The sequence below is a fragment of the Enterococcus sp. DIV0213h genome (assembly GCF_051711285.1).
Lineage (GTDB): Bacteria > Bacillota > Bacilli > Lactobacillales > Enterococcaceae > Enterococcus_D > Enterococcus_D casseliflavus.
In genome coordinates this window covers 3,572,640-3,597,710 of the sequence record NZ_JBIOMH010000001.1, presented here as the reverse complement: position 1 = coordinate 3,597,710, position 25,071 = coordinate 3,572,640, and the positions used below count along the sequence as shown (strand labels likewise).

The window sequence follows — 25,071 nt, the reverse complement described above, 5'->3', positions numbered from 1 at the left end:
TACAATTGTTAATAAAGTAACAAGTTGACGGAGTTCGCAAGAAAAATGCTGCTTTTCTTATCGTATATGACGGGGATCAGTGAGGAGAAAAGAGCAAGAAAAACGGAGGGAAACAAATGAAAAAAAGTGGATGGTCAAAATGGGTGATTGGGGCAGCCTCATTATTGTTGCTTAGTGCATGTGGCGCCGATGGCGGAACAAAAGCCAGCAGCAGTGCGGCAAGCTCTTCTTCAGAAAGTGAAGTCACTTCAGGTGCTTCCCAACAAGAGTATAACGATCCAGCAGAGTTAAAAGATCAATATGATATCGTCATCGTTGGTGCTGGCGGTGCAGGGATGGCAGCAGCCTTGTCGGCTAAAGATGCTGGAATGAATCCAGTCATTTTAGAAAAAATGCCGATCGCAGGCGGAAATACCTTGAAATCTTCTGGCGGAATGAACGCATCAGAAACCAAGTTCCAAGAAGCCCAAGGCATTGAAGATTCCAATGAACTATTTTTTGAAGATACCCTAAAAGGCGGCAAAGGAACCAACGATCAAGATCTGCTGCATTATTTAGTAGACAACTCTGCTTCAGCGATTGATTGGTTGGATTCAATGGGGATCACTTTAGACAATATCAGCTATAGCGGCGGTGCCAGTGTAAAACGGATCCATCGTCCTCACGACGGTTCAGCAGTCGGTACGTATTTAGTGGATGGCCTATTGAGAAACATTCATGAGCAAGAGATTCCTTTGTTTGTAAATGCTGATGTGACAAAAATCAATGAAACAGACGGCAAAGTCACTGGCGTCAACGTAAAAATCAATGGCGAAGAAAAAGAAATCGCTGGCGATGCGGTCGTTGTTACTACTGGTGGTTTTGGCTCCAACAAAGAACTGATCGAAAAATACCGTCCAGACTTGAAAGGCTATGTCAGCACGACTTCTGAAGGAAGTACAGGCGATGGTATCAAGATGATCGAAGAATTAGGCGGCGCAACGGTTGATATGGATCAAATCCAAGTCCATCCAACAGTAGTTCAAGATACAGGCATGTTGATCAGTGAAACCGTTCGTGGAGAAGGCGCCATCTTGGTGAACCAACAAGGGGAACGTTTCTACAATGAATTAGAAACCCGCGACAATGTTTCTGCTGCTATCACAGATCTGCCAGAAAGCTATGCCTACTTGATTTTTGACAATGCGTTAGCAGGTAGAGCCAAACAAGTCGATTACTACAAAGAACAAGGTGTAGTGGTAGAAGCCGATACCATCGAAGCCTTAGCTGAAAAAATCGATGTCGATCCAGCAACCTTGAAGAAAACCTTAGATACATGGAACCAAGCAGTGGCAGACAAAGCCGACAAAGATTTCGGTCGTGAAACGGCGATGGACTATGATCTGACGGAAGGGCCATTCTATGCGATTCAAATCGCACCTGGGATCCACCACACAATGGGCGGCGTCAAAATCAATACGAAGACCCAAGTGTTGAAAGAAGATGGCACTCCAATCACTGGCTTGTATGCAGCAGGTGAAGTGACCGGCGGTATCCACGGACAAAATCGAATCGGCGGCAATGCTGTAGCCGACATTATGGTCTTTGGTCGCCAAGCAGGCGCGCAATCCTCTGACTATGTGAAAGAAAACGGGAAATAAGCGGCTGTTTTTTCCTAAAAAAGACCGTATATAAAGAAAGAAACTTGGAACGAATCCTCTTAAGCGATTAGGAGGAGAATCGTTTCAAGTTTTTTTGTATTTCTCACTGAAAGGACGGGAAACTAGTCATTATAATCTTATAATGATTTGATAATTTATAATTCACATATAAACAAAATGTTTTTGTCAGTAGGATTTGCTTTTCAATGAATCGGAATCAAGGAATAAACGGATAGAATTGGTTTATTCGATGATAAAAAATTTTAGGAGGCAGAGTATGAAAAACGCATTGGTAAAATGGTCGGTCGGGGTGGCAATCTTACTTGGAGGGACCTTGTTCTTCACGGGAAAACAAGTATTTGCTCATGGTTATGTGGAATCACCGGTCAGTCGGGGCTATCAAGGGTCTTTGGATCGCAATACGTTAGGGTGGAGCGCTGCGTTTGAAAAATATGGCAATGTCATTTCAAACCCACAATCATTGGAAACCAAAAAAGGCTTTCCAGAAGCAGGACCAGTAGATGGTCGCATCGCTTCGGCAGATGGTGGACTCGGACAAATCGGGGACTTTGTTCTTGATGAACAAGGAACCAATCGTTGGACCAAACAAGACATCAATCAAGGACCATTGCGGGTCAATTGGCATTATACAGCGCCTCACAAGACCACAAAATGGCATTACTATATCACGAAACCAGGTTGGGATCAAAACGCGCCACTTTCAAGAGATAGCTTGGAATTGATCGCTACTGTGAATCACGATGGTTCGGCGGCCAGCAATAGCCCAAGCCATACCATTACCATTCCAGAAAATCGTCTCGGTTACCATGTCATTTTAGCGGTCTGGGATGTTGCCGATACGCCAAATGCCTTTTATAACGTGATCGACGTCAACGTTTCCGGCTCAACGGTCATTCCCGAAAAACCAGCAGCACCAGCAAATGTCCGCTCAGAACGAGTGACTAGCAGCACGGTGGCTTTAGCATGGAACGGTCAAACCGATGCGAAAGAATACAACGTCTATCGCGATGGTGCCTTAGTGGCGACGACTACTGAGCCAACTTTTACCGACACACAATTAAAAGCCAACACAACCTATAGCTATCAAGTAGAAGCAGTCGGCTTTACGGCGTTAGTTTCAGAAAAAAGTGCTGCAGTGAAAGTGACTACCTCAGCAGACAATCAAGTCGAAACCCCTTCGTCACCAGGCAACCTGCACCAAATGAGCGTGACAGACAGCAGCGTTTCCTTAATGTGGCAAGCATCGACTCATACAAATGGGATCGCTGGATATGACGTTTACCGCAATGGCGTCAAAATCGCTACAGCCACAGGAACAACCTATGAAGACACGAATCTAGCAGCGGATACAACCTACAATTACCAAATCAAAGCAATCAGCAAAACGGGCGAACAATCCGCCTTTAGTAACCAGCTGAGCGTGAAAACCAATGCCAAAGAAGAAACGGAAACACCTGGAGGCGGGGAGTCAGAATACCGCGTGTGGAAACTAGGTACTTTCTCTGCACCAGAAGTGTATACAAGTGGTGAAATCGTGAGCCATAAAGGCAGCAATTATGTCGTGATCAACACCCACTCAAATTACGGGGACACAACATGGTCTCCTGATCAAGCACCAACCTTGTTTCAGAAGCTGTAACCCTTGAATGAATCAGTAACGCAAGAGCAGTGCGGTGGCACTGCTCTTTTTGACTCTTTTATGAGGAAATGATTGAACCTTTGTTTGATTCGTGCAACCAATTGGACGAATTCGTTTGAGGAATGCAAAAACAGGTGCTGCTATGCATCATGCGTAGCAGCACCTGTTTTTTTGTTTTAGATCAAGAATAGAAGAAACGGATCAAGATCCCACCTAAAATCAGCACGATCGCACCACATAAACGGTTGGCCATTTGGGCAAAAGCAATCATTTCCATTCTATCAGAGGCAGACAATACAGCGATATTGCCTGTTCCCCCCATGGAGTTGTTGATCATACCGGCGCCAATTGCGGTTTCAACGGGGTACATCCCCAATACCATCCCGAAGAACCAGCTGGCAGCCCCCATAGATACGACACTGGTTAGGCAAAGCACGACAAATTGCCAAGTAAAGGCAGAAGCCAATGTTGACAGATCGATCAATGCCAAACCAATCCCCGCCAAGACCGCATGGGTCAAATTCGTCATCACAACATTGTTGAACATCACCACAGAATCTTCGAGTTTCTTAGGGACAATGTTCAAGGCTTTTAGAATAAAGACAATCACGATCATAAAGGCATATTCGTGAATTTTAGGGAAAAAGTCGCTTAAAATCGCACCAACGACCAACAGTGAGAAGGAAAACAGCATCCCGACCCCGATTTGTTGGGCATCAAGCGTTATTTTTGGTTTTTCTAATTCTTCTTTGGTGGCATTGATCAGGGTGCCATGGCCATTGTATTTGGTTTTAGCAAAGGCCTTTGCGATAAATAAAGCACCAATAATGGCAAGAATATTCCCGAAAGTAACTGCTGGCGCTAATTGAGAAAATATGGCAGCTTGATTGCCGTTTGCCAAGCCATCAGCATAAATTTGTGAAAGTGGGGTGATTCCCGCACCCATCCCGCCAGACATCATTGGTAGAGATACATACATCACCGAATCAGCAAAGCCATTGCCTAGCAGCATACCGACAAGGCCGACGGAGAAAAAGCCTACTACCATGGTGATCAAAGCAACAGGAATGAATTTCGTAGAAGCTTTCACCAACAAATTGCGGTTCATCCCTAAAATCGAGCCGCAAATCAAAGCGGCAATATAGAAATCAAGAAAGCCAAAACCGCCCCCCATGAAGTCACTGACCGCGTCAATGACTTTCGTGGGTACGAGATGGAAGGAGGCTAAAAGAGTGGCACCAAGCAGGGTAAAAACTGACCCACCGCCAAGATAAGAATTCATGATCGGGAGTTTTTCCCCAATGAAATACAGCAGGTGTCCTAAGGCAACCAGTAAAATGGTGATCCCAACCATATTTAATGGCAATTTGTCTAAGGCAATCGCACTGAATATGACAACCATGAAAAAGAGATACAAGGGAAGACTAATTCCCGAAATCGTCATCGTTTTTAATTTATTCATTTTTCAGACCTTCCTAGTATGTTGGATACCATTTAAGATTTTGGACAGCTTTTGCCATATCGGTTTCTTGCGCTTGGGCTAACCCTTGTTCTTTGGCTTTATTGGCAACTGCTTCAGCCACTTTGATAGAAACGTCCGCAACGTATTCAAATGGTGGAAGAACAGGTGCACCAGGTTGGCTCAAATCAACCAAACCACTTAATGAGTGAGCAGCGGCACCAATCATTTCGTCGGTCAAGAGAGAGGCTTCTGAAGCCAACATACCTAACCCTAGACCAGGATAGATCAAGGCGTTGTTTGCTTGACCGATTTGGTAGTCGACCCCTTTGTATTGGATCGTTCCTGAAGGGACACCGGTTGCCACAAAGGCTTTTCCATCAGACCATTCGATTACTTGTTCAGCCGTTGCTTCTAATTTTTTGGTTGGATTCGAGATAGGGAAAATCACTGGACGAGCAGTGTTTTCACACATCGCTTCCACAACTTCTTTGGTAAAGGCACCCGCATTGGTTGAAGTACCGACCAAAATCGTTGGTTTTGCGACTTTAATGACATTGATCAATTGCGTCATATCGCCAGCATTGGCAAAGTCAGCCCGTTTTTTGGCAAATGGTTTTTGTGCAGGAGTCAAATCGGACATATCATCGAACAAAAGCCCTTGTTTGTCAACCATAAAGAAATGATTGTAGGCTTCTTCTTCTGAAAGACCTTCGCTGACCATTTCGGCATGGACACGGCTGGCAATCCCGGCACCAGCGGAACCACCGCCATAACATAAGTAGATTTGATCTGTTAACTTTTCACCTGTAATATCTAATGCGCCGAAAATACCGCCCAGTACAACGATTCCCGTTCCTTGGATGTCATCGTTAAAAGTTGGAATTGATTGTTTGTATTTGTCCAAAATCGTTGCAGCATTTGAACGGCCAAAGTCTTCCCAATGCAAGTAAAGTTTAGGGAACAATGATTCTGCCGTTTGAACAAATTGGTCGATGAATTGGTAGTAGGCATCACCGTAGACACGTTCTTGACGATTGCCTAGATACAAGTGATCCTCTAATAATTCTTTACGGTTGGTCCCAGCATCGATCACGATTGGTAAAACAGAAGCAGGGTCGATCCCAGCAGCTGCTGTATAAATCATCAATTTACCGACAGAAATATCGACACCTTGGACACCCCAGTCACCAATCCCAAGAATCCCTTCAGCATCTGTGGCTACGATCAAGCGAATGTCCCGATCGCCAGCGGCATTTTTCAACGTTTCTTCGATGTTTTCTGGATGATTGATATCTAAGTATGCTGCATATTGAGGATCAACGAATAGGCGGCTGTAATTTTCAATGGTGTCAGCAATCGTTGGATCATAGACGATCGGATTGAATTCAACGATATGTTGGTTGAACAAATAGTAGAACAATGTCCGATTGGTATTAAAGATCTCCATTAAAAAGTGACGTTTTTCAATGTCTGATTCTTTGGTGACATATTGCAAATAGGCTTGTTCTGCTTGTTCTTCGATCGTTTGTACGTGTGGGGGCAATAAACCGATCAGCCCTAGTTCTTTTCGTTCTTCTTGTGTAAACGCGGTTCCTTTGTTTAAAAATGGGTTATTTAAAATGTCATGTGCTTTCATTATGTTCCTCCAATAGGTGTATTTTGAGTACTCGTTCATTTCCATTAGCTACTTTAATCCTCGGACAGAATTATAGTCAACTATCGGTGGTATAATAAAAATTATTTATAACAAAACCGATGTGAGCTTGAATCGGCTAAGGGAGAAATCAGACGATGAACATACGAGATTTAGAATACTTTAACGCTTTGGCAGAGATGCTTTCTTTTACGCAAGTGGCGCATAAATTTGCTGTCAGTCAACCAACCGTCAGCTACGCTGTCAAACGCTTGGAAGAGCATTATGGCTGTGATTTGATCGCTCGAGAAGCCTCTCATCGCTCCATCTCATTGACGACAGAGGGGGAAATTTTGAAGGCTCATGCGCAATATATCTTAGATGAATTTGTGACCTTGGACCGAGCCATCGACCATGCTAAAAACAACCGGACCCACATCGGTTTGCCGCCGATCATTCGTTCCAAAGTTTTTTCAAAACTCTTAGATGAAAAAGAGATCATCCGCTTTATTTCGAATTTCCACTTAGTATCTGGGGGATCCAATGAATTGCTTTCGAAACTATTATCAGGAAAAATCGATTTTAGCTTGCTGGGCAGTGTCAATCCCCTCGTCCACCCGAATCTGCAGGTGAAGTTGCTGCACCAACAAGAGTTTTTTATCTTTGTGTCAAAAGAAAACCCATTGGCAGAAAAAAAGGAAATCTCATTCGAAGAAGCTGCCGAATATCCCTTTATCCTATTGGAAAAAGGCTATACCCATATGCGCGCCTTTCAGAATTTAAGTGAGAAATCAAAGAAGAAGCCCGAAGTCCCCTTTTATTTTTCAGACGTTCAGACGATTGGTCAGTTGGTCAGTTCCAATATCGGCATTACCTTGATGACGGAATTTCCTGTGTTTCAAGAAATGGAAGGCTTAGTGAAAATACCATTGGTCCCTGAAGATAAGGAAATCTTTTATATTCAATATGCCTATTTAAAGAGTGCGATGTTGAATCAAGAGGTCCAGAAGTTGATCAGGATCTTGGATGAGCTGTCTTGGGAGGAGGAAGGGTGAGAAATGGGGATTTCTTGAGGTAAGGTCAGAGAAAAATAGTGTCGGTATGTATGCTTGAGGTAAGAAAAATCTTTCAAAGTAGATAAAACGAGTGAATGGTTCCTTTAAACGATGAAACGAGAAAAAGCTTCCTTTATTTAGGCTGTACTTATCGCATAAAAAACGCTAAAAACCTTGATAACTCTCGGTTTTTAGCGTGGATTTTTGGTATAATAGTAGGACAGTAAAGTTTGTGACGGTGGCTATCTTTTGAAAGGTGGTGGTGCTTATGAAAGTAAGTGTTCACTCTTTAGAAAGGAGAAGCCTTTTGTCTGTAGCTGAAGCATTAGGGCTAATGATTAATTTCGGTTCTTTAATCGCAACGATTACCTTTGGCATCCTAACTGCAGCAAAAAACGACAAAAAAAAGTAACCAGTCACTAAACTTTGGCGAGTTGACTGATTACTAAAATAATATAAAACTTGCCACCGTCTTAAACGGTGCTGTAGGGGAGTTGTTCGCGCAACTCCTTTTTACACAGTAATTATAGCAAGATTTCGGTGAGATATCAATCATTGACGCTACAGACGTGCTATTGCACGTCTATTTTTTTGTCCTCCTAAGTGGTGGAGCCAACTGGAACGTGGAGGGTAAAAAAGATCGCTTTTCCTTCTTAAAAAAGGTCTAAGTACCACCATTGTTCTGCAATTTAACCATTCATTTTCTCGGTATTATTAATCTATCGGGTACTTAAAATATCTTTCATGTGCATGAAGAAACTGAATGAACAATGGAAAATACCAATAACGCCCTACAATCGGCGCTTATACTGGCTGCCTAGCTGGACAAAATGTGATTGCGGTGAGTTAGTAAAACAAGTTTATGTGAAAAAAGGGGATTTTTCTATCCTGATGGGCTTTTTAAGTAACGCTACGACGGTTGAGAATCTGCAATTTACGCAAAGAAAAGAAGAGTTAGGTATTTTTAAGGAGAACGAAGCAAAGGCAATCCTTGATGCCATACATGCACTATAAGATGAAGAGGATGTGATCCGCAAAACTTTTACAGATAGCGGTCATGTAGACTGGGTATCTGGAACGTATTTTGATTTTGAGATTGCAAAATTAACGTTTGAATAATTACTGAATGAATGGTCAAAACCAATTAGAGGAGGAACAACAATGGATGATTTATTTCTAAATAAGGAACACATTTCTGGGCGCCATTTTTGGAGTTAGTAAAGAGTCTTATATAGGATTGAATAGTTTAATTAAGTCGGATAATCACTTAGTAAATATTCTAATAAACAAGGTCAATCCTTTTGAAATTATCAGTATAATCATACTCGCATATCTGTTTACAAAAAAATAGAAGGAAGTAAAAAAGATTTTACACTTATTATTTCTATATGGTATATCCTGGATTTGCTTATTCTTTACTTTTTTTCTAACTAAGATATGTTACAAATGGGTGCAGTATCCGTTCTACTTCATGGAGAGATCGAGTTTTTTGGTTTTTTCTTGGGTGCACTTATTGGTTTGAAAAGTATTGAATATCATGTGGCAAACGTCAAAAATACAAAATTAATTTTATTATTAGGAATTATCGCTATTTTTCTAGGTGCATTGGTAGAAGTATATATCACCACTATTTTTAATGATTTAAATAAGGAGAATTACTATGCAGGAAATTTTGAAAGTAACAGATGTTAATTTTGAGAGGAGCGACTTTAGTTTTAACAACATAAGTTTTAAAATCTACAGTGGGAATATTGTTGGTTTGATAGGTGAAAATGGTGCAGGGAAAACAACTTTATTTAACGTAATATTTAAAAATTTAGAGCCGTCCAATGGAGAAATATCTTTTTTGGGCGATCAGCACACAAAAACAGACAAATCAGAAATGGCCATTATTCTAGACAAAAATCATTTCAACGCATCATTTACACCTATTGATATAAACTCTATTTTTAGCAAAGTTTTTAAAAACTGGAACAAGGAGCTATTTTTTTCATACATAAAGGAATTCGACTTACCAAAAGATAAAAAAATTGAAGATTATTCACATGGTATGAAAGTGAAATTAAATTTTGCCTATGCTTTTTTTCGAAAGCTCAAATTGTTGTTGCTGGATGAGGCAACTAATGGATTGGATCCCGTATTTAGAAATACATTACTATCTTATATATCAGATTTTTCAAAGGAAACTGGATGTGCTGTGTTTATTCCTTAAGGAATAAGATTAAAATAATCTATGTTATCTCATTTTTGATCATATACTTTACTGCTGTTTTGATATTTAAAGAAACTGGGCTTATAATAGCTAATATTATTAGTATATTTTTTTCTGTATCGATTGTACTACCATTATTCACAGATGATCATAAAGACGATTGGTACTATTTTTCTACTACTTTGCCTATTAGATATACGGATATAGTCCTATCAAGATATACTGTTATGGGAGTTGTTCTAGCAACTATTTCACTATTCAATTTAATTGTAGATTCTATATTTTTACTTTTTTACAACCAATACTCAATTTTGGTATACTTAAGTGTTATAGGATTATCAATAGCTATTAGTGTAATATACACTTCCCTTTTAGTACCAGCGGTTTATTTAGCTGGAATAAACGGAAGCTCAATCGTTTTTCTGATACTGATTGTTATATTCATGTTAGTTCAAAACTTATTGAAAACTTCTATGATAAATGAAATATTTAAATTATCAAATTACATTCTCTTTTTCTGCTTGTTCTTAGTTTGTTTATTGTTTTTGCTTATATCGATATACCTATCTTTTAGAATTACAAAAAAGATGGTTAACCAATGACCAAATACAGATTAAAGGAGCTTTAACATGTATGATGTAAAGTCAAAAAAATTTTATTGTAACAGATGTAAGAAAGAAATAAGTACTTATGAAACATGTTGGACTAAATGGCAATTTCCTCCCAAAATCAATAGCGCTCAAGAAAAATCCCTCAAGGCTTTAGAGAATCAAAATGCATCTATCTTATGTTTAAAGTGCGCCAACGATATTTTCTCTGAACCGTTTTAAAAAGTTGAAGTATTTATACTTCCCGTTATTAGTCACCAAATAAGATGTATTTCAGGATAAAAAAGGTGTCAGAAACTTAATAGTTTTTGATCCTTTTTTTATCCCTCGTTTAAGGGGACACTGGAACATCCGTATAGAAAATAGCGGTAGTTTTTGGGAATGATTATTCAGAATCATTTTGACAATGACTTTTTGAAACTATAAAACATTGTTATAATAAGATTTTATAACTTATTTTACTGATTGCCAAAAACTAATTTTTTTAGAATCTATGCTACTTTCCTTATTGCTAATTTCTGCATGAATGTTCCAGTGGCCCTTATAGAGACAAATTTATAACAAGAAAAGTCTATTCTGAAAAACACTATATAATAAATATATACACGTTATAGTGTTTTATCACGATGGGATGATTCATATGGTTTTTGAGCGGAAATGTTACGGTGACCAAGGGAAAGTACCTGTTACACCGTATAATCAACGATGGTATTGGCCACCTGATTGTATAGAATGCGATTGTGGTGATCTAGAAAAAATTACGGTAAGGAAAGAAAATTCTTTTTACTCAAATGGACATTATCTATGCAAAACTTGTGACCGAGAGTATCGAAAAATTGATGGTATTAATCGATTTGTTTTAGTGAGAGATAAGGTAAATTAAAAAATTTATTAATCCATGTATTCTTAGAGCATTGCTAATAGTGCAGTGTTTTTTTTATGAAGATGATGCAACTACTTTATAAAATTTACCTAATAATGTATTTCCCTTCTATATCAGTAATCGTTTACAGTATTGTTTTATTACATCTTCAAACTGTTATCTAGACTAAGACATGTTTTTTTTATATAATCAAGATAATTAATTACTTGAGGGGTTTAATAATGAAAAAGAACTATCAAAAATTATTTTTGTCAGTGTAATAATGGTCTCAACTTTGTTGATAATCAGATTCCAAAAAAAGAAGTTAGCTACCTTCCAGTTCATTATTTTACAGAAGTTATTACAGATAATAAACAAGAACTAATTGATAGATCGAATATAAACAAAGTCTCAATTGCTGATAAACAATTAATTGTAGAACTGAAAAATGAATTGAACAAATATGATGAAGAATCATATTTACTCGATGGAAATGATGATGAACTAACGTTGTCACTTTATATTAATCAAAATAATAATAGAAGTAATAATTCTCAGAGTCACAGTAAATCAACCTTAGTTTTTCCATTAACTAACAACATTGAATCTGGTATCAATATAGTGAATATATAAGCTAATAATTAATAAGAGAGCTGAATCGATTCGAAAAGAGTAACAAGGATGATTTTGAATTTTAAATTATTAGATTAGGTGAGTGAGGAATATAATATAATGATTATTTATATAGTATGTTATTGGGTGTTACTCATTGCTTGTGGTGTACTAATTAGACAAAATGAAAAAGGAAATAAACAAATTTACCAAAAAATTGCAAATGAGTTTGGCTCAATGTCTTTAAAAGAGGCTGAAGGATTGTTAAAAAAACAAACCAATTATTTTTTTAAAGAAAATCCTAAAACTGGTTTTTTCTTGCGTCACCTAGCGTATTTTTTTCAATTCATATTCATACTCCTATATTTTTTTACGCCATTCTTATCAATGGTGTACTGGTTAAGTGTCCTTTTTATTTTTTTTCAGTTAACTCTTATAGCGGATATTATAGCTATTTTATATGTAAAAAAAGTATATTCGAAGAACGAAATTGAATTGTTTTGGAAAGAATATTTAGACAATCATCCTACAAACTTATTGAAAGTAGCGTTAGATAATGGATATTACACACCTAAGTCAAATTTCCTATTAATTAATCGTTCTATATTGTTACTTGTTTTTTCAGCTACTGTAGCGTTAATCCAATTCTTCTATCACAACTTTGGTGTATGAGAAAATGACTTAGGTTTTTTTAGGGTGTTTATAATGCTGGTGTATGTATAGAATCATATAGTATACATTGAAGCGAAAAAGCACTTTGGTTTCTTCTAATAAGAATGATAGATAGAAAATCTTCTATTAACAAATTTTCTTGAGAAATGAGGGAGGGCAAAAACTTGGAAGTTTTTGCATCTCCTTTAATTATTTACAGACGCTTATGATTTCTGGTTTGATATTATTTAGAAGATATCAGAATGCACAGCAACTATTGTTGTAAGGAAGGATTCGGTAGTATGTTTCAGGCAAATCGCCAGAAATAGCCATAAAATCCACTCTATTCTACTCTCTTTTTCAAGAATTCCTGTTAAATGATAGGTTTTATGTCAAAATGAAGGGTAGAAATGGATGAGGAGTGGTTGAAATGAAAGAAACGATATTAGCAATGAAGCTGAAAGAATATAGAGAAAAAAACAAGCTAACGCAAAGTATGCTCGCAGAATTATTAGAAGTAAGTGACAAGACGATCTCAAAATGGGAGTTAGGTGCTACGTACCCTAGCAAAAAAAATATGATCAAACTAGCCGAAGAATTGGATATTTCATTAGAAACATTACTTTTGGAAGAAACTAAGAAAGACAATGATGATTTAAAAGTAAGTATCAAGTATGGGGTGATTAGTTTTTGCTTGATCTTTTTTGTCACGATGATCATAACTTCGTTCAATCAAGACTTCAGCAGGATTATGAATCTTTCTATTCAAGAAAAATTTGGTGTACTTTTAACCACCGCTTTAAAATTATTGAGCATCTCTGTGCCGCCAGCGATCATCATTGGCTCCGTGTTTTATTTTTATATCTTCCCTAAAAATAAAAAAGAGAACGAACCATTTCCTCGATTCCGACAGAAATGGTAGATTAGGGTATAGGAATCAAGTCATGGACAGAAAAACGGTATTTTAGATAAAAAAGCGTGCGCAGTCTGGCTGGTGTGAAAAGCGTATGGATTTTATAAGAAGGAGAGAGCAGAATGGGATTATTTGGTAAAAAGAAAGAAGTCAGAAATTTAACGAAGGAAGAAGAAGCAGACATCAAAGAAGAAATGGCACGACAAATGCTTTCAAAAAACGAAAATGATATTGGCATGGTCAAGAAAATCAAAGATCTGACAAACATGAGCACAGGACAAGCGAAAGAGCTATTCCTGAAATTCAGGGATGAGCTAACCGAGAGATAGCGGATAGGGAATCCGCCAACAACAGCCTTTCAAATGGGAGGCAGATTCGCTTTATTGACAGCTTATGCGGTTGAAAAGGATGTTGTAATCTGGTCAGTTAGTTTTATAAAACTCGGTTACGCCGTAGCACTTCTATTACAATCAAGATTTTTTTCTTCTACTGGAGGGCACAACGATGTCGAAAGAGTTAAAAAAGGTTTACAGTATTACGGTTATTCAGGTAGTGATTTACGTGATTGCATTAGCTATGGCTTTTCTTAATCGTGGGATCTCACCGAACTGGCCCTTCTACTTGGTCCTAGTAGGAATATTAGTAGGATTTTTTATCCCCCAAAAATATCGCTCACAATTTTCATCGACTGCTCCGGGTATTTTTTTAAAGAACCGTACGAGATGTACAGAAAATATAATCGAACTGACCGTCACTTGTTTCGTCATTTTTCTGGTTATTTATTTAAATCTTGTCTAGAGGGGGTGTGACTATGAATACTAGCAAAAAGAAGCGGCGGTTAGGATTGGTGGGTCTTTATTTACTTTTGGCTATAGTGTCCTCACTTATACGACAAGTGAAGTACTATGGCATAACGGCGGTACTTATGATCATTCTCACTTTCCTCGTACTGGTCATTTTATGGGGGTCTTTGCTTCGTCACAACGTTATTGGTGTCACTTGGACAAGTATGACTTATGAACCAAATCTTCATAAAAGTGAACGGGTGTTTTTGTTTAGCCTCGTTACTTTAGTAGCGCCGGTTCTTAGATTTCATGACCTGACTGTCTATGACCTAATCGTTTCTGTTGTAGCTATATTGGTAGGGATAGTTGGTTTTGTAATAAATGAGCATCGATTAAATCGGAAAAAACAAATGCTATAGTAGAATTTTTCATTTGATCTCAGAAGTGACCGTTTTTATGCGGTCGCTTTTTTAATGAAATAAATGATCTTTTAAGCGCAATGAAAATAAATCAGATCACGGTGATCCGCACCGTGTTTTCTTTATTTTGAAACGCTTTTTATAGAAACATGCAGAATTCTCTAGTCTTCAACAACAACCGCTGTTCCGCTGGCTGTCACCACAATTAACATAATATCTGAATTTACAAATTGATTGTAGCTGATATGCGTATTGACTATGGCGTTTGCCGATAAGCGATGCGCTTGTTGTTCCAACTCCACGAGAGCCAACTTTCTTCCTTTAGAATATTCATCAGAATAGGTAGTAGATTTTCCACCAAATATCCCTTTTATCCCACTTATGGCGTCCTTTACGATGTTCACGGAAATCACTTGTTCATTAAAAATAGCTCCTTTTACTTCACTGATTTTTTGGTCTGCAATGGTCTCGGTTGTTACTAAATACATAATAGATTCCTTCTTTCACAATTTCATTTCTACAGTAAAAATAGTGGCGCTGTTATAGGCTAATGAGCAATAGACGTTTTCAAAAAATAAGAGTTGATTTTGAGAAATATTTCTGACAGACAGCAGTTTGTCAGTTAAAAAAAGGTCGATATTTTGTTTGATACAATCTTCCGTCTCCACGATAAAACTCATACTTGCATAAGTCCCTTTAGTAAAAGCAAATTCCCCTTCTTCCTTTTTACTTTCAAGACAAGGAATATCTACATTTTCACGATGAACATAAAAAATTTGATCGAGAGAGGATAGATTCATATTATTGGCTTTTATCAAATCCACCTCGCCATTTTCCACAACTGATTCTGGAAACGAATGAAAATAACGATCGGACCTCTCGAAGAAACTTATTTCGTTTAACTTGTAGGAATTTTGGGCTTCGATAACGGCGTGTACGGTATTTTTTATAGCCAGCAATTCATCGATCTTTTTTTGGATCGTTTGTTCGGCTTCAGTAAAAAAAGGTGCCATGTTTGATTGGGGCAAAATGGTTTTGATGGAACGAAGCGAGTAACCAATATTTTTAAAAACGAGAATCTGATAGAGTTTGTAGACATTTTCTTCATCAAAGAAAAAATACCCGTTTTCATTCCGTTCCTTTGGTGTGAGCAATTCGATATCAATATAGTGTCGAATCGTGTGTTTTGAAATAGAAAACAATGATGCTAGTTCACTTGTTGTAAGTAATTTCATAAGCAGCCTCCTGAGGATAAGTATATCGTGTCGGGTAACCACACAGTCAATAGCTTATGAGAAAAGTTTAGATGGTTATATTCAAGATTCGCTCGGTTGTTTTTTGTAGTGTGAGGGAATATACACATAATGAGAATAATGCATATTCCTTCATTAAAAACAACGATCATTCCCTGCAAGGACTTCACTAAAAATAAAAGAATTAAATAAGTAGCTTGATTTAACAATGTAAGCGTGCTAATATGTTTTTGAGATTGTGACATTTGGTTGGCAAGTCTTTTAAATTAAATAGTTTCGGTATATAATAATGGAATTGTTATTACGCAAGTAAGCTTGACCCAGGTTATATTCAGCGTTTCTAGTTGAGTATGCCTTTTTTTGTGTGAAAAAGTAAGAGGAAGGAGGTTAGTGATGGAAATTGAACGTATAATCAATAACAATATTGTTACTTCCACTCAAAATGGCAATGAAGTGGTGATTATGGGAAAAGGTGTAGGCTTTAATCAGAAAGTTGGAAACAAACTCGATGAAAAGAAAATCGAAAAAGTTTTTTCCTTAGAAAATGGAGCAACGACCAATCGATTTGGCAGTTTGTTAACTGATATTTCGGTAGAGGAAATCAAAACGATCGATGAAATTATTTCGTACGCTAAGCTGTCATTGGCTAAAAAGATTAGTGATAGTATTTATATTTCGTTGACCGACCATATTCACTTTGCAATCGAACGATTTAATAATGGAATCGAATTTAAAAATCCTTTAGATTGGGAAGTTCGACATTTTTACAATCACGAATATTTGATTGGAAAAGAAGCATTGCAAATTATCTCTAAAAGATTGAAGGTTGACCTGCCTATTGATGAGGCAGTAACGATAGCTTTACATATTGTTAATGCTGAGATGGATTCTACAATGGATGGTACGATGGGAATGACAAAGATAATTAAGCAAATCCTAAGTATTATTCAATACTCATTTAATACGGAATTCACAGAAACTAGTCTGTCCTATGAACGTATGCTGACTCATTTGAAATTTTTTGTTCAAAGAATCACCATGAATCGCCCTTTGCCAGATGATAATATTGAATTGTTTTCTTTAATTCGTCACAGCTATCCGAAAGAATACGAATGTGCACTCAAAATCAATAATTATGTACTTGAAGAAACGGGGTATAAGCTTACGACAGCTGAGTTAGCTTACCTTACTATTCATATTAATCGTGTGGTAAATAATATATAAACGGGATTGTTATCGGTAAAACGAGCTAGACCCAAACTCGATCTATGAGTTTGGGTCTTTTATTTTTAGGAGGGAATATTATGGATACAAAGAAAATTGCATCTGAAATTGTTACAGCAGTAGGTGGTACTAAAAATATTCAGTCAGCAACTCACTGCATGACACGCTTGAGACTAGTTTTAAAAGATGAATCGCTAGCAAGTGATTCATCAGTTGAAAATATCGATGGTGTGAAAGGATTGATGAAACAAGGAGGCCAATATCAGATTATTATTGGTGGAGAAGTAGCTAATGTATTTAGTTCTTTACCGAAAACTATTCAAGGTGAAGAAGAGGTAGAAAGCAAAAAACAGGATCGATCATTTAAACGGTATACGTCTTCGATTTTCGATTATATTTCAGGTTCTTTAACTGGTGCGCTTCCTGTCATTTTGGGAAGCGGTATGATCAAATTATTGGTTTCTGTGTTAGCAATCTTTCATATTACAGATACACCAACGGTTGACGTGTTAAATATTATTGGAGATGTAGGTTTCTACTTCTTGCCAATCTATATAGCCTATACTGCGGCTATGAAATTAAACATAGATATTGTACTATCTATGGCTGTTTCTGCATTACTTGTCCACCCTACTTTAATAGAAGCACTGAGCGGAAATGGGTTATCCTTCTTAAATATTCCAATTTACGCAACAAGTTATACTTATTCAGTTGTTCCGCCTTTGTTAGCTACATGGGTGTTGAAATATGTTTTGATAGGTGTAGATAAAATTACTCCTGGTTGGAGTAAGTCAATTTTCAGACCGATGCTTGCGTTATTAATTACAGTGCCTGTTGTGCTAATTATTTTTGCACCATTAGGAGCAATCATAGGAGAAGGGTTGGTTCGAATAACTGATGTTGCTCAACAATACTCTCCATGGTTAACAAAAGCTATATTATCAGCTTTGATGCCGTTGTTAATCTTTACAGGAATGCATCATGCTTTCGATCCAATCGTTATATCTAGTTTAGCAAATCAGGGGGTAGATAACTTCTTTTTCCCAATGATGTTAGCAAATAATTTTGCATTGACTGGAGCTACATTAGCTGTAGCCATTAAATCTAAAAATAAAAATATGAAGTCAATTGGTTTTTCTTCCGTTATTTCAGCTGGAGTTGCAGGGATTACAGAACCGGCTTTATTTGGTGTATTGATTCGTTTAAAACGTCCATTAATTGCGGCTATGATCGGGTCTGGTATCGCAGGGATCTTTGTGGGGCTGTTAAATCTTAAAGCCTATGTATTTGCATCCCCAGGATTAATCGCCTTGATTCAGTTTATCTCACCAGATCAACCTTCTAATATTCTGAATGCAGCGATTGTTGCTATTATTGCATTAGTTAGTGCATTTTTACTGACGCTGATATTAAAATTTGAGGATGTTGGGACGTCAACTAATAATAAAGCTGATGTGAATTTACCAGACACAATCATTCAAGAGAAAGCTATTGTAGCTTCTCCGTTAACAGGAACAGTAGTTTCTATAGAAGATGTTAATGATGCAACGTTTGCTCAAAAATTACTAGGAGACGGTACAGCTATTGTTCCTACTGAGGGGAAAGTTTATTCACCGGTTGATGGGATCATTCAAGTAATGTTCAAAACCGGTCATGCAATCGGTATACTTTCTGATAGCGGGGATGAATTGCTAATTCATGTCGGAATGGACACAGTGAAATTGGAAGGAAAAGGTTTCTCTCCAAAGGTAAAAGATGGTGAAAGAGTTATAAAAGGACAATTGCTCTTAGAGTTTGATATTGAGTTACTGAAAAAAGAAGGATTCGATGTAACTACACCAGTAGTAGTGACCAACTTAAGTACTTCGAATAAAAGGATAGAACATATATCAAAAGGGCAAGATCAAGTTACTAGAGGTCAAGAGTTATTCAATCTAAGATAGAAAAGAGGACTATTTATGGGATTTCAGAAAGGCTTTTTATGGGGAGGCGCTACTGCGGCCAATCAATATGAAGGTGCTTATAATGAAGAGGGACGTGGTTTGTCAAATGTAGATTTACTACCAGTAGGGAACGATCGCAGAGCAGTTGTTTTTGGAGAAAAGAAAATGTTTGATTTTGAAGAAGGATACTTCTATCCAGCAAAAGAGGCGATTGACGGATATCATCGTTATAAAGAAGATATTGCTCTTTTTGCTGAAATGGGATTCAAAACTTACCGAATGTCGATTGCTTGGACAAGAATTTTCCCACGAGGAGATGAAAAGGCGCCGAATGAACAAGGATTACAATACTATGAGAATGTTTTCAAAGAATGTAAAAAGTACGGGATCGAACCTTTAGTTACCATTTCTCATTTCGATACGCCTATGTATCTTGTAGAAAAATACGGATCATGGCGCAGCCGAGAAATGATTGGCTTCTTTGAAAAATATTGTCGAACAATTTTGACTCGCTACAAAGGTCTTGTAAAATATTGGTTAGTCTTTAACGAAATCAATATGATTTTACATGCACCCTTTATGGGAGCTGGCGTTTATATTGGTGATTTGTCAGAAAAAGAAGCTACTAAAGTTAAATATCAAGCTGCGCATAACGAATTAGTCGCCAATGCATTAGCAGTAAAAATTGCGCATGAGATCGATCCAGAAAATCAAGTAGGTTGTATGTTGGCTGGAGGAAAACACTATCCGTATAGTTGTGATCCAAAAGACGTATTAGTCAGTCAATTACGAGATAGAGAAGATTATTTCTTTTCAGATGTTCAAGCTCGTGGAGAGTATCCAACGTTTATGTTGAAAAAGTTTGAAAATGAAGGAATTGAAGTTGTTTTCGAAGCTGGTGATGTCGAATTATTAAAAGAAAATACAGTAGACTTTATTTCATTTTCCTATTATATGTCTAGAGTTGGAACTGCTGATCCAGAAATTGCTGAAAAAACAACAGGAAATGTATTTGATTCAGTTAAAAATCCCTTTCTGCCTTCTTCTGAATGGGGCTGGCAAATTGATCCTTTAGGTATGCGAATTATTTTAATTGAATTGTATGATCGTTATCAAAAGCCATTATTTATCGTAGAAAATGGGTTAGGTGCCAACGATATACCAGATGAAAATGGTTATGTAGAAGATGATTATCGTATTGATTATATGGCTGATCACATTAAAGAAATAAAAAACGCGATTGACCTTGATGGTATACCCGTACTTGGCTATACGATGTGGGGCTGTATTGATATCGTTAGTGCTGGTTCTGGGGAAATGAAAAAACGGTATGGTTTTATTTATGTGGATCGAGATAACGAAGGAAAGGGAACACTGAAGCGTACGAAGAAAAAATCATATGCTTGGTATAAAACAGTGATTGCTACAAATGGAGAACAAATTTAAGCTTACGTACCCAAGATTTATAGTGTGACTCAAGTAAGGATCTTAAATCCCATTACTGCTTATAGTAAAAGAAGTCATTGCTAATAGGTAAATGAAATACCCTCTATGTGTTAGAATGCAACGCTTGGAGGGTATTTCTAGTAAATTTTATTAGCATACCCTGTTAATATGTGATAATTTGGGTACATATAATATCTAAACAGGGAGCAAAAAAATGTTAATACATGAAAAGCTGACGAGCCAAGAGACAATGAGTGAAATTGAAAAGACTATTGCAAGTTACTTTTTAAATGAGCCAGATAATTTGAAAAGGCTGAGTGCGCGTAAACTAGCAGAAGTTATGTTTGTTGCCCCTTCAACGATTACAAGATTCTGTAAAAAAATTGGTTATGAGGGGTATAGTGATTTTAAGGAAGCCTATTTATCAGAGTATAAGTATCTGCAATCTCATTTTACAGAAATTGATCCCAATCACCCGTTTGAACCTAGGGATCATCCGTGGACAGTTTCAAATAAAATAGGTCAACTGTATACGGAAACGCTTAGAGATACTTTAGCTATCCAAGACTATGAAACGATGGAGAAAGTTGTCCAGCTATTAAATAATAGTCGGAAAATATATATCTATTCTGCAGGAAATCATATTAATCTGGCTAATCAATTTAAAAATAAGATGATGGAGATTGGCCGTTCCGTCGAAGTAATATCACGGTTCGACCTAGCTTTTTATAGTATTCATTATGCAAGCCCTGAAGACTGCTACTTACTTATTTCATACTCCGGCGAAACGCAGGATATGATTCGGGTGTTAGATGCCTTAAAAAACAAAAAAACACCTGCGATTGCTCTTACCTCTTTTGGGGATAATACATTAGCAAAGTCTACAAATCTTGCATTAAGAATCTCAACAAGAGAGAAACTCATCAATAACTCGGGTAACTTTAGCAGTGATTTATCCGTAATGTATTTATTAGATTGTTTATTCGCAAGTATTTTTGCAAAGAACTATCAGGAAGCTTGGAATAATAAAAAGAGAATTGCAAGAAGTTATCAAAAATATCGTTATTCTGATAATCCTTTGATTCAAAATTAGCTAATAAGAAACAGTGTTGCGTAAATGGAAGCGTTTTATACGCTTTTTACGCAACACTCTTTTTTGTTTTTTGAAAACGAATTATTTTTGGATGCGCATTCGTATAATGGGAGTATGAAAGTGGGGAGGTAAAGTTATGGATTATGAAAAACTAGCACAGAGTATTTTAGAAGATGTTGGCGGATCAGACAATATAAAGACATTCACGCATTGTGCAACACGACTACGATTTACTTTAAACAACAATGAGAAAGTCAATCTCGAAGCAATCAAAAGCATTGAAGAGGTGCTTGGGGCGGTAAATCAAGGTGGACAATTTCAAGTGATCATCGGTAATGATGTGAAATATGTTTATAAGGCACTGCAAGAAATTGTGGGAGTTTCTGATCGAGAAGAAAAGGCGGCAGAAACACAAGACAAATCAACTTTAAACAAAGTATTGGATACAGTTGCTGGTATTTTTGTTCCAATTGTTCCTGCACTAGCGGGATCAGGTATGTTAAAAGCGATCTTAGCAATTGTGGTTTTACTTGGATGGATCAATACGGATGGACAGACCTATCAAATTTTAAATTTTGTGAGTGATGCTATTTTTTATTTCTTACCAATGTTGCTAGCCCATTCAGCTTCCGTAAAATTTGGCACCAATCCTTATCTATCGATCACAATTGGTGGGATTTTACTTCACCCAACATTTACTGCCATGATTGCAACTGCCAGGGAATCTGGAGAAGCAATTTATCTATTTGGTTTGCCCGTAACACTGGTTAATTATGGTTCCTCAGTGATACCAATTATTTTAACCATTTGGTTTATGTCATTTATTGAACCAAGAGTGGATAAAATTGTTCCAAAAGTAACGAGAATTTTTAGCACACCATTAATTACACTATTTATAGTTGCCCCGGTTGCGTTAATTGTGATTGGTCCTTTAGGCGCTTTTTTAGGAGATGGCTTAGCCGGTGGGATCAAATGGCTTGATGGCTATGCAAGTTGGTTAATTCCAATGATTGTTGGAACGTTCACACCACTTTTAGTAATGACAGGTATGCATTACGCCTTGATTTCCATTGGGATCAATTCTTTAGCAAAATTTGGTTTTGATACAGTTGCTGGACCAGGAATGCTAGTATCTAACATTGCGCAAGGTGGAGCAGCTTTGGCAGTAGCGATACGGGCAAAAAACGTTAAACTCCGCTCTTTAGGGATTTCCACTGGTATTTCTGCAATTTTAGGAATCACAGAACCTGCACTATATGGAGTCAACTTACCTTATCGTAAACCATTGTATTCAGCGATGATTGGTGGTGGATTAGGTGGTCTTTTTCTTGGGATTATGGGTGTGGGTCGTTACCAGCAGGTACCCCCGGGAATATTGGCGCTTCCAAGTTTCATCGGAGAAGATGGCTTTTCTAATCTGACTTATACGGTTATAGGCATTGCGATTGCTTTTGTGGGTGCTTTTGCAGCTCAACTTATTTTGGGCATAGACGAGGAAAAAGAAAAAATTATTGAACAAGAAGAATCATTGGTTCATACGTCTTCTTCAGATGCTCAACTACAGAAAGAACCTATCTATGTTGACGCTCCGATGGATGGACAAGTACTTCCTTTAGAACAAGTAAATGATGAAGTATTCGCTAAGGGTCTGCTAGGAAAAGGAGTCGCAGTTATTCCTAAAGATGGTCTAATATATGCACCTTTTCATGGGTCAATTTCTGTATTTATGGAGAGTAAGCATGCGATTGGTCTGATTGGCAACAATGGAATAGAGTTGTTGATTCACTGTGGTTTGGATACAGTCAGCCTTGAAGGAAAAGGGTTTAAAGCCCATGTAAAACAAGGGGATAGGGTAGAAAAAGGTGATTTATTAGTCGAAATGGATATTGACTATATACGATCCCGAAACTTAGAAACAACGACACCTATTTTAATCACAAATAGTAGTAACTATGATGATGTTGTACCAACTAGAAGAGGCGCTATTCAAATGGGTCAAGAATTGATGAGAGTAAGAATAAAGGAGTGAGACAATGCCATTTCCAAAAGGTTTTTTATGGGGTGGAGCGACTTCAGCAGCGCAGATAGAAGGAGCGTATAATAAAGACGGGAAAGGTTTGAGTACCGCTGATAGGATGCCGATAAGCGAACATGGGCAACCTAGAGCGATTACCCAGACTATTGAGAAGGATCAATTTTATCCGACACATGAAGCGATAAAACATTATGAATATTATGCTAAAGATATTGCTTTATTTGCGGAGATGGGATTTAAAGTGTATCGTCTGTCGTTTGCATGGACGCGGATTTTTCCAAATGGTGATGATCATGAGGTCAATAAAAAGGGGCTTGATTTCTATGATAAGATAATTGATCTTTGTTTATCTTATGGGATTGAGCCGCTAGTGACTCTCCAACATTTTGATACACCATTAGGATTAGAAAAATACGGTTTTTGGAAAGGGAGAAAAACTGTTGAATTTTTCGTGCGATACGCCAAAACAATGCTAAATCATTTTAAAGGGCGTATTCGCTATTGGCTGACATTTAATGAAATTAATAACATGTCAACAATGCCTTGGAATGCTGGAGGAATTAGTGTTTCAGGAAATGAAGAGGATAAAATGATTGCAGCGTACAATCAATTTATTGCCAGCGCTCAAGTAGTCAAACTGGCACATGAAATTGACGAAAACAATCAAGTGGGTATGATGTATAACGGACATTTTTCTTATCCTAACAGTAGTCATCCTGATGACATCCAAGGGAATGAAGCATTTCAAAAGCTAATGCTGTTTTATGCGGATGTACAAGTACGTGGAAGATATCCAAATTATAAAGTAAAAGAATTAGAACGGCTAAATATTACCTTACCAGTATTAGAAGGTGATGAAGCTATTTTACAAGAAGGAACAGTTGACTTTATTTCGTTTAGCTATTATCTGACCCATGTTTGTGGTAAAAAAACAAAAGGAATTTTAAAAGGGTTAAATGGCTTAGAGACTGGCTACAAAAATCCTTACCTAGAACGTACTGAATGGGGGTGGCCGATTGATCCGCAGGGATTACGGTTTGCCTTGAATACCCTTTATTATCGTTACGAAAAGCCTTTAATAATTGTTGAAAATGGACTTGGTGCACAAGATAAATTGGAAGATGATGGCACCATTCATGATGACTATCGAGTGGATTATTTGCGCCGACATTTGCTGGAAGTTAAAAAAGCTATTGAACTGGACGGAATCCCAGTCATGGGGTATACCTCATGGGGACCAATTGATTTAATTTCTGCCAGCACTGGTGAAATGAGCAAGAGATATGGCTTTATTTACGTTGATATAGATGATTATGGGAAAGGAAGCTGCCAAAGAATAAAGAAGGATTCCTTTTACTGGTATCAAAAAGTGATAGCTACAAATGGCGAGGAATTGTAAATAAAACAAAATATAGCACAGCTTTTGTGAGGATCTGCGGTGTTTTCTATACAAATCTAATTAAAGCGTAGAGAATAGCGATTCGTCAATTCTGCTGGTATTTTTGGCTGAATAAGTTATAGGGAAAACGCAAAAAAATGTAAATAGATAAAGCCTATCAGACCCA

The 25,071-nt window shown here is 37.4% G+C and carries 22 protein-coding genes; 18 read left to right on the top strand and 4 right to left on the bottom strand.

The window, feature by feature from the left end; all coding sequences use genetic code 11:
- Positions 1–116: 116 nt before the first annotated feature.
- Complete coding sequence (locus IGI77_RS16840; protein WP_438770394.1) at positions 117–1,640, top strand: flavocytochrome c; 1,524 nt, start codon at positions 117–119, stop codon at positions 1,638–1,640.
- Between the two features lie 277 nt (positions 1,641–1,917).
- Positions 1,918–3,300 (top strand): lytic polysaccharide monooxygenase, encoded by a 1,383-nt coding sequence (locus IGI77_RS16835; protein WP_438770393.1) that lies wholly within the window; start codon positions 1,918–1,920, stop codon positions 3,298–3,300.
- 181 nt (positions 3,301–3,481) lie between these two features.
- Here IGI77_RS16835 and IGI77_RS16830 read toward each other — a convergent pair whose 3' ends face one another.
- The gene (locus IGI77_RS16830; protein WP_005230514.1) at positions 3,482–4,762 is read right to left on the bottom strand and encodes a 2-hydroxycarboxylate transporter family protein; all 1,281 of its coding nucleotides are present in this window, start codon (positions 4,760–4,762) and stop codon (positions 3,482–3,484) included.
- Between the two features lie 13 nt (positions 4,763–4,775).
- Positions 4,776–6,437 carry a malolactic enzyme gene (locus IGI77_RS16825; protein ID WP_438770547.1) on the bottom strand — a complete coding sequence of 554 codons (1,662 nt, stop codon included), beginning with the start codon at positions 6,435–6,437 and terminating at the stop codon, positions 4,776–4,778.
- A gap of 116 nt (positions 6,438–6,553) precedes the next feature.
- On the opposite strand from IGI77_RS16825, the gene IGI77_RS16820 reads away from it, so the two are divergent.
- The 10 genes from IGI77_RS16820 to IGI77_RS16775 all read left to right on the top strand — a co-directional run bounded on the left by IGI77_RS16820 (position 6,554) and on the right by IGI77_RS16775 (position 14,512).
- The gene (locus tag IGI77_RS16820; RefSeq protein WP_015510574.1) at positions 6,554–7,450 is read left to right on the top strand and encodes a LysR family transcriptional regulator; all 897 of its coding nucleotides are present in this window, start codon (positions 6,554–6,556) and stop codon (positions 7,448–7,450) included.
- A 268-nt stretch (positions 7,451–7,718) separates the two neighbouring features.
- A complete protein-coding gene (locus IGI77_RS16815) occupies positions 7,719–7,862 on the top strand; it encodes a putative holin-like toxin (RefSeq protein ID WP_438770392.1) in 144 nt (47 codons plus the stop codon).
- Positions 7,863–8,896: 1,034 nt separating this feature from the next.
- Positions 8,897–9,142, top strand: coding sequence for a hypothetical protein (locus tag IGI77_RS16810; protein WP_438770391.1), 246 nt, complete (start codon positions 8,897–8,899; stop codon positions 9,140–9,142).
- Positions 9,111–9,662, top strand: a complete 552-nt coding sequence (locus IGI77_RS16805) for an ATP-binding cassette domain-containing protein (RefSeq protein WP_438770390.1) — start codon at positions 9,111–9,113, stop codon at positions 9,660–9,662. Before IGI77_RS16810 ends, IGI77_RS16805 begins: the two co-directional genes overlap by 32 nt.
- A complete protein-coding gene (locus tag IGI77_RS16800; protein ID WP_311903580.1) occupies positions 9,641–10,264 on the top strand; it encodes an ABC-2 transporter permease in 624 nt (207 codons plus the stop codon). The genes IGI77_RS16805 and IGI77_RS16800 overlap by 22 nt, the downstream gene beginning before the upstream one ends.
- Before the next feature lie 1,600 nt (positions 10,265–11,864).
- A complete protein-coding gene (locus IGI77_RS16795) occupies positions 11,865–12,416 on the top strand; it encodes a hypothetical protein (RefSeq protein WP_438770389.1) in 552 nt (183 codons plus the stop codon).
- Between the two features lie 409 nt (positions 12,417–12,825).
- The gene (locus IGI77_RS16790) at positions 12,826–13,317 is read left to right on the top strand and encodes a helix-turn-helix domain-containing protein (protein ID WP_438770388.1); all 492 of its coding nucleotides are present in this window, start codon (positions 12,826–12,828) and stop codon (positions 13,315–13,317) included.
- Between the two features lie 113 nt (positions 13,318–13,430).
- Positions 13,431–13,637, top strand: a complete 207-nt coding sequence (locus IGI77_RS16785; RefSeq protein ID WP_123833912.1) for a hypothetical protein — start codon at positions 13,431–13,433, stop codon at positions 13,635–13,637.
- Positions 13,638–13,812: 175 nt separating this feature from the next.
- Complete coding sequence (locus tag IGI77_RS16780) at positions 13,813–14,106, top strand: hypothetical protein (RefSeq protein ID WP_438770387.1); 294 nt, start codon at positions 13,813–13,815, stop codon at positions 14,104–14,106.
- 13 nt (positions 14,107–14,119) lie between these two features.
- Positions 14,120–14,512: a hypothetical protein gene (locus IGI77_RS16775; protein WP_438770386.1), complete on the top strand. Its 393-nt coding sequence runs from the start codon at positions 14,120–14,122 to the stop codon at positions 14,510–14,512.
- Between the two features lie 161 nt (positions 14,513–14,673).
- Here the strand turns inward: IGI77_RS16775 and IGI77_RS16770 are convergent, their stop codons facing one another.
- Positions 14,674–15,000, bottom strand: a complete 327-nt coding sequence (locus IGI77_RS16770) for a YbjQ family protein (protein WP_142968639.1) — start codon at positions 14,998–15,000, stop codon at positions 14,674–14,676.
- Positions 15,001–15,015: 15 nt separating this feature from the next.
- Positions 15,016–15,747, bottom strand: a complete 732-nt coding sequence (locus IGI77_RS16765; RefSeq protein WP_438770385.1) for a MerR family transcriptional regulator — start codon at positions 15,745–15,747, stop codon at positions 15,016–15,018.
- 411 nt (positions 15,748–16,158) lie between these two features.
- On the opposite strand from IGI77_RS16765, the gene licT reads away from it, so the two are divergent.
- From licT to IGI77_RS16735, 6 genes are all read left to right on the top strand, one after another.
- Positions 16,159–16,989 (top strand): BglG family transcription antiterminator LicT, encoded by an 831-nt coding sequence (gene licT, locus IGI77_RS16760; RefSeq protein ID WP_270274295.1) that lies wholly within the window; start codon positions 16,159–16,161, stop codon positions 16,987–16,989.
- An 80-nt stretch (positions 16,990–17,069) separates the two neighbouring features.
- Positions 17,070–18,932: a beta-glucoside-specific PTS transporter subunit IIABC gene (locus IGI77_RS16755; protein WP_270274294.1), complete on the top strand. Its 1,863-nt coding sequence runs from the start codon at positions 17,070–17,072 to the stop codon at positions 18,930–18,932.
- 15 nt (positions 18,933–18,947) lie between these two features.
- On the top strand, positions 18,948–20,378 hold the full coding sequence (locus tag IGI77_RS16750; protein ID WP_270274293.1) for a 6-phospho-beta-glucosidase: 1,431 nt from the start codon (positions 18,948–18,950) through the stop codon (positions 20,376–20,378).
- A 214-nt stretch (positions 20,379–20,592) separates the two neighbouring features.
- On the top strand, positions 20,593–21,471 hold the full coding sequence (locus tag IGI77_RS16745) for a MurR/RpiR family transcriptional regulator (RefSeq protein WP_438770384.1): 879 nt from the start codon (positions 20,593–20,595) through the stop codon (positions 21,469–21,471).
- A 136-nt stretch (positions 21,472–21,607) separates the two neighbouring features.
- Positions 21,608–23,500 carry a beta-glucoside-specific PTS transporter subunit IIABC gene (locus IGI77_RS16740; RefSeq protein ID WP_438770383.1) on the top strand — a complete coding sequence of 631 codons (1,893 nt, stop codon included), beginning with the start codon at positions 21,608–21,610 and terminating at the stop codon, positions 23,498–23,500.
- 4 nt (positions 23,501–23,504) lie between these two features.
- A complete protein-coding gene (locus IGI77_RS16735) occupies positions 23,505–24,905 on the top strand; it encodes a glycoside hydrolase family 1 protein (protein WP_438770382.1) in 1,401 nt (466 codons plus the stop codon).
- Positions 24,906–25,071 lie beyond the last annotated feature (166 nt).